This window comes from Chamaesiphon sp. OTE_8_metabat_110, from assembly GCF_031382685.1.
Lineage (GTDB): Bacteria > Cyanobacteriota > Cyanobacteriia > Cyanobacteriales > Chamaesiphonaceae > Chamaesiphon.
The window spans coordinates 1-6,763 of sequence record NZ_JANMZA010000566.1; the positions used below are offsets into that span (position 1 = coordinate 1).

The following is a 6,763-nucleotide window of genomic DNA, read 5'->3' on the forward strand; positions in this document are numbered from 1 at the left end:
ACTCAATCCGCCTTGGCGTAATAATTTTTTCCCTCGATCGATCCGACATCTCAAAATATACTGATGGGGCGAAAATCCGATCGATTGTTTGAAGCGTTGGGAAAAGTAGTGTGGACTCAGTTGGACTAATTGAGCCAGTTCATGCAAACTGAGATCGCGACTGAGATAAGTATCGATATAGTCTACGACTCGTTCTAGTTGTGCTGGAGCTAATCCACTGTGATAGGTAGGAAGTGCATAATTCTGGACGGAATAATGCTGTAACAGGTGCATTGTCAGCGCATCGAGCATCGATTCTGCATAAAGGCGGCTCAAACAGCCAGGATGTTCGAGTGCGTGTTTGAGCGAGATCCCGATCCGATCGATCGTCGGATCGCTAGTCGCAAAGTGAGGAATCAATTCTAAGGAATCACGCTCTAGAGTTAAATTGAGCGTATCGAGGATGACTTGCGGCTCTAAGCCGACGACAATTGCGCCACCACCGCGATTCCACTCGGCATAATGCCAAGTATCTGCTGGAATGACAACCGTATCCCCGCGCCTGACTATTTCGCGGCGCAATTTACCATCGATCCAGCGTTCGGCGGTAACTGGGGCGGGTAAATCGATAAAAATGCCCAAGCCGTGCTGTTTGGATAAAATATTTGGTGTCGTTCCGGGTGGAAAATAGTCGTAAGCAACGAGCAGATCGTCTAATTGGCTAGAGATACTACTAATCAATGGAGATCGGTCAAAGATTTGCTGGTAGCCAGCTTCCCCTGATGCTTTAAAATCTACAATCGTTGATGGTCGATCGGACATAAATTCCGCACTCCGCATTTCAACTTTTAAGGAGTAAACTATGATAACCACTCAAGCTCAAATCATCGAACTAGAAGAGCGGCTCAGACAAGCAATGCTGGGTTCTGATGTCGTCGAATTAGATGCCTTAATTGCGCCCGAACTGCTGTTTACAAATCATCTAGGGCAACTTGTTAGCAAACAGGAAGATCTTGATGCTCACCGCTCTGGACAATTTAAGTTTACCGAACTTACACCATCAGAGCGACAGATTCAACTGAATAACGGGTTCACCGTTGTTTCTGTTTTAATGCACATAGTCGGCAGTTATGAAGGTACCCCAGTCGAACAAGATATTCGATTTACCCGTGTTTGGGCGATCTCTACTAGTGGCTCGATCCAAATTATTGCAGGTCATACTAGTGAGATTCGATCGCAGCAATCTTAAAATGAGGTAATATGCCAAAATCGACGATCGAGTATTGGAATCCATTAGATCGAGTAAATCAAAACCTGTGGAAACCGCTCCCAGGGCTTGCAGAAATGGTCGAAGAACTGACTTTGAGCATAGATACTGAAACTGGTGAATACACCCGTTTAACTCGATTTTATCCTGGTGCTGACACGACTAATTTTGGTGCAAAAAGTCATGCTTATCCTGAAGAAATTTTAATTATCAGCGGTCGTCTTTACGATTTAGCTTTCGACATGTGGCTGGAGACTGGACATTATGCCAGTAGACCACCTGGAGAGATTCACGGGCCATTCACAACCGATCTTGGTTGTGTAGTGTTGGAGATCTCTTTTCCAAATCGAGTCCAGGCATAGTGAGTGGAACTTCAGGATCGAAAACATTCGTTCGCGTATCGCGATGCACTGAGCTTGTCGTTGGCGATAGCCTGCCGTAGGCACAGTGTCGGCTCTGTCGAATCGATGTCTGTCAGCCCAGTTAAGATCGGTTACACCATTGACTAGATCGATCGAGTGTAGCTATGTTTGGCACCAACTGGGAAAAAGTCTGGATCGCCCATTGGTTTGAGAGTTATCTGTGGCTGTTGATATTCAGTCGGGACATAGTTAGCAAACTCACTATTCAATCGCCGTAACTGTTCCAAGATCGACTGGGAAATACTCTGAGCCTTATCCAGATCTGCATCGACCCCAGGAGCTAACTCCACCGCCACCGACAAAAATTGAGCGCGATCCTCATCTTCAATTATTTGCATCACAAACTTACCAGTCACCCAATCTCGAACTATTGGTTGTTCTAAACCAACCGCAATATTTTCAGGATAGAGGTTCGCACCAAAGTAAGAAATTGCAAATTGCGATCGACCAAACACATACACAAAGGGCAAGGCATGGACACCTCGATCTTTTGCCAGTAATGCCAACGGGTCAAAACCCCAATCTTGGAGGAATTGGAGCATCGTTGCATAGCTAATAATGCCCCCAGTATCGGCGATATGATAGCGAATCAGTGGCACCCCATTATCGCCAGAAAATAACAGCGTACCCTCATGAACTTCAAAAAAGCGGCTGGTCGGATCGTACTGCACCAGCGTCGGGAGGCGGGACTCGCCAAACAATTGCCGCGCAGCATCTGGATGGGTCGCGAGAAACCGCCGAATACAAATCGATAACGGGGTTTCATGCCCCAACACCCCCGCATCGGCGGTACCTAATAAAGATGCCGAATCATAGCAATAATCGATCGAACCGAGCCGTTGTCCCACCAACAATCTCCATTCTTCGCTGAAAACTTCCCCTGCCATCACCAATTTGACAGCATAATCCGACCACCGCACGCCTTGTTGAATGCCAGTATCCACCACATCTTTCAAAAAAGGTGGATAGCCCAGTAAGACTATTTGCTCGAACTGCGCCCCCAGTGCCTGCACGACGCGCAAAATTTCGGTCTTGTTGTTTCCTGGCGTAATTACCGCGATCTGGTACCCCTTACTCGCCAGCCACCGACAACAAGCGGCGGTATACATGCTACCCACCCAAGTCCCCAAAGCAAAGCAAATCACCGCCAAAGTGGAACGGCGATCGGCTTGAAAGCTTTCTCGAAAGATATACTCAAATCTAGTGGCAATTTCTAACTCATCGCCGATCTGGCGCGGCCAGCAGGTTGGTTCGCCTGTAGAGCCAGAAGATACTGCCAGCATGTCGCAAGTCGATAAGCTGCCAGCCCGACAAATTTCGGCGAGCGGATATTGCTTGATATAATTGGCTTTAGTTACCAGTGGTAACTGTTGAAATGCCGCGAGCGTCTGAATCGAGGCAGGATTGATGCCTTGCACTTGCAGGAACTGTCGATAAGCTGGTACCGAATCGACGACGGTATGAAACAGATCGATTAGATGAGCCTCCAAATCTGTAGCGATCGCTCGCTGTAGATTCACGTCTAAAGGTTCGGACAAAAAAGTTTGGAGCTTGGTGAGTAACGGTATCGATTTCATGGCAAAAGTCCCAAAATTAGGTTGAGAATTTATTGGATTAGAATCGTAGGCTTAGTCTCAATTTACGAGGTACTAAAACGAGGTTCAAACTCATAGGGAAACTCATGATGAATTGGCAGCTCTGGCAATCGATCTCAATCCCCAGAAAACCAGAATGCTACCGATTCCAAACCATAGCGAGGGAATTTCTTGTAAAGCTACAGATGTAAATAACACCGCAAACATTGGCTCTAGGAGCAATATTGCCGTTGTCAGGACGATCGGTAACTTTTGAGCCGCCACTGTGTAACAAAAAAATGGCAACGCCGTAGAAAAGATTCCTAACCCTAATAATACAAAGATTTCCTGTCGCTCGATACTAGTTTCCAGCAATAGTTTCGTAAAGAAAATCGTACAAAATGGAAATAAAACACCTCCTAATAAACAAGTCATAAATACAATATTTATCGATTTGGGTGCAATTCCTCGATCGGTAAAAGTATCAAATAAAACCGTGTAAAGTGTGACCATAGCAGCCGCACCTAACGCTAACAGGTAGCCTAATATTGTTTGCCAAGAGATGGCTCGATCGCTAGAGAACTGAGGAAGTAGAATAATAATCACTCCAGCCGTAGCTATTAAAATACCCCAGCCCTCACTTCGTTTGATGTCTAAGCGCATGACATATTTGTAGGCAATAATAAACAAAGGTGAAGTCGTAAATAATAATGTAACTTCCCCCACGGGTGCCATCTGAAATGCCGTAGTGCCCAGAAAGGAAGACCCTATCGCCAGCAAACTCAGCCACCAGATCGGTGGAATGCGGAGGGAGCGAGTAAGATCTTGTTGGATACTTGGCACCAGTAAAACGATCGGCAACATTGCAGCCGTGGCGACGAGAAAGCGACCTGCGAGGACGGCAAAAGTAGACCAACCAGGCAGCCAGCGGACGAAGATGCCCACTAGCCCCCAAGTAGCCGCAGCCAAAAGTGCTGCCATTAAGCCAATGCTGTTAGGTTTGGGTTGAGTTATGTGCTTCATTTTCCTAAAATCTGGAACTGTTGAGGAACGGATTCAGTTAAAATCGAACCATCGCGATCGAGAGCCTGGACGCGCCAAGTCAATAATTTATTAGTCTTCTGTTTGAGCCAAGGCGGTGCGGTATAAGTAGTGCGTTCCGATGATAATAGAGCTGATAAAATTACGCGATCTTTATCCTTGATTTCTAACTTATAACCTCGTGCATTACTAATTCCCTGCCAGCTAAATCTAAGAGTTTGTCCAACTGCAATTTTACGATTGGCTAAGGGTTCGATCGGAGTAATTTTATCGACATTAGCAGTCATAAAATAACGAAAAACAGGCATCGAAAAACCTGCAACACCGCCACTATTAACGATGCCAGTACCAATACTCGAATCACCCTCTTTATCATCTGTTGCTTCAATTCGTAATAAAATCTGATAAGCACCAGTCGAGCCTTTGGGGAATTTCGTCGGATCGGGGCTTGGTAACAAGACTTGCCCAGTCGGTTGCAAGAATATATCGAACCGTTCGAGCAGGGTATAACGTCGTTGTAAACCGCGTTCTTCGAGCGGCAAACTGGCTTCGGTTAATAAATCTCGCCCAGTTGGGGGCGGATCTCCAGGTAACACTACTTCCCATCTGCCTTTTAATCTACCCGTACCGTTGTAGCTAATTTGGGCACCGAATTGAGGTAAAGTTGACCCAGTAACAACCGCAGGCGCAGGTTTACCGCCAGTAACTAGTTTGACGCTGGTAATGCTAAAAGGCACGCGCGCGCCACCGCTAGAGAGCCGACAGGTAACGGCTACATATTCATCAGGGCCGCCGTTATTACTCCTCCAGCGGCGCACGTAGAAGAAATCGGAATTATTACCTCGCGCTGCATCTTGATAGGCTTTACGCGCCACAGAGGCGGGAATGGTCATAATATCTGTATAGTTATTTTGACCGCTAGTTCGACCGATATTGTACCGACGCGGCAATCTCCCAAATACGGTACCAGAAACACACGATCGATCGGCATTAATTTCGCCACACCACAATGCTTCAGCGGGGCTTTGGTTATTTAATCCAAAGTAGGTGAGAAATACCGTAGTCGTGCCGAAACTTTTGACATTTACCCCTCTGGGACTAACGTCGGCAGCTTGAGCGGGTTGCATTCCCAAGAAAGTTACACCTATAGCTAAAATTGTCAGCGATCTGGTGAAGATTTGGTTGGTTTTCATGGTTTAGGGAATAGGGGATAGTGGTTCAAAAACTTAGACTTATGCCTGCACTGACGGTATTAATTGTTGAATCGGTGTTGATATTGCCGATCGAACTACTGTTAAGATTCGATTGACCGCTGTAGCGGAGGAAAACACTGCCAGGATTTTCGCGACCGAAAGTATTTGTTTTGAAATTCCAAGTTAGGAGTAAATCTAAAGCATTCGATCGAGTCAAAGATTCGCCGATCGAATCAGAGTCATTATTAAAATTGTAATTAACAGCTAATGTGACATCAGGGACAAATTCCCAACTCACTCCAAAGGTCGGACTTTGGGTAAACCGCGTAATTTGGCGTTCGATATTTTGGGCGTTGTTGAAGTTGTAGCCAAGATTGAATCTTAGTTGTTGACTGGGTTGCCAACCAACTGAAAATTGATGACTGATATTATTAAAGTCAGCATTTTCGCGTTCCTGCTGGCGATTGTCTTGAAAAGTATTGCTAAATTTATAATCAAATGATAATGCGTCAGAAAATTTCCATTCAAGCCCGATTGATTGGGTATTACTAAGCTGATTGGGAATTTTAGATGGGTCTTCAAAATCCCCACTTGCAGCAGCCACGATCGAACCGTTCTGAGCGATTTGTTGATAGCTGTAGGAAATCGTGGGTAGTAATGAGCTGTTGTTCTGTAAAACTGACTGTAAAGGTACATTTAGGCTAAAAGTATCGCTATTGTTTTTAGTCTTTAAAAGATTGGGAAAATTAGCGATATTATCTTCAGAATCAGTGTGTTGAAATTGGATGTTAGCACCAGCGATCGTCGCATTAATGCCATACTGAGCTTGCAACCTGTCGGCATTGACAGTTGCGCCGAGCGTCCCAAATTGAGGATCTGTCTGTTCCAGTTTTATATTGGCGGAGAGAGATAAATTGCGCTTATCATCTAGTTTGACATCCTTGAGAATATCGTAGCTAGTTTCGGCATACCAGGCATTTTTAGTTACGGGTTGTAGAGCGATAGCATTTGTCTCATCAGTGAGTTGTGGATCGTTGGCTCCACCTGCCGTAAAGGTACTGCGGGCAAAGCCAGCATCGGCTTTCCAGCGTCCGTTATCGTTAGCGGCGATAACTCGGAAGCCAATCCCATCGCTAGCTTCGGCATCGACAACTTCACCGACGTTAAAATTGGCGACGGGTAAACGAGAACCATTCATCACGGTAGTTTCCAGCCGCACGCCGCCAGCATTATTATTCGCCACTTGCATTCCGAGGGTGGCTCCAGTCAGATTATTATTACTCTCGC

At 45.8% G+C, this 6,763-nt stretch carries 7 protein-coding genes; 2 read left to right on the plus strand and 5 right to left on the minus strand.

The window, feature by feature from the left end; translation table 11 throughout:
- Positions 1-852: AraC family transcriptional regulator (locus tag RMO52_RS20465; RefSeq protein ID WP_310417951.1), on the minus strand; the 852-nt coding region annotated here is incomplete at its 3' end.
- Here RMO52_RS20465 and RMO52_RS20470 point away from each other — a divergent pair.
- Together RMO52_RS20470 and RMO52_RS20475 are read left to right on the plus strand one after the other, a co-directional pair.
- Entirely contained in the window at positions 842-1,228 is a 387-nt protein-coding gene (locus RMO52_RS20470) for a nuclear transport factor 2 family protein (protein ID WP_310417954.1), read from the plus strand. The two genes, RMO52_RS20465 and RMO52_RS20470, sit on opposite strands and share 11 nt — an antisense overlap.
- Before the next feature lie 11 nt (positions 1,229-1,239).
- The gene (locus tag RMO52_RS20475; RefSeq protein ID WP_310417956.1) at positions 1,240-1,608 is read left to right on the plus strand and encodes a cupin domain-containing protein; all 369 of its coding nucleotides are present in this window, start codon (positions 1,240-1,242) and stop codon (positions 1,606-1,608) included.
- A gap of 143 nt (positions 1,609-1,751) precedes the next feature.
- On the opposite strand, the gene RMO52_RS20480 is transcribed toward RMO52_RS20475, so the two are convergent.
- The 4 genes from RMO52_RS20480 to RMO52_RS20495 form a co-directional block, all read right to left on the minus strand.
- Positions 1,752-3,245: a phenylacetate--CoA ligase family protein gene (locus RMO52_RS20480; RefSeq protein ID WP_310417960.1), complete on the minus strand. Its 1,494-nt coding sequence runs from the start codon at positions 3,243-3,245 to the stop codon at positions 1,752-1,754.
- 102 nt (positions 3,246-3,347) lie between these two features.
- A complete protein-coding gene (locus RMO52_RS20485; RefSeq protein WP_310417963.1) occupies positions 3,348-4,265 on the minus strand; it encodes a DMT family transporter in 918 nt (305 codons plus the stop codon).
- Positions 4,262-5,476, minus strand: a complete 1,215-nt coding sequence (locus tag RMO52_RS20490; RefSeq protein ID WP_310417966.1) for a hypothetical protein — start codon at positions 5,474-5,476, stop codon at positions 4,262-4,264. The genes RMO52_RS20485 and RMO52_RS20490 overlap by 4 nt, the downstream gene beginning before the upstream one ends.
- Positions 5,477-5,501: 25 nt before the next feature.
- Positions 5,502-6,763, minus strand: a 1,262-nt coding sequence (locus RMO52_RS20495; protein ID WP_310417968.1) for a hypothetical protein, incomplete at its 5' end; no start/stop codon positions are given.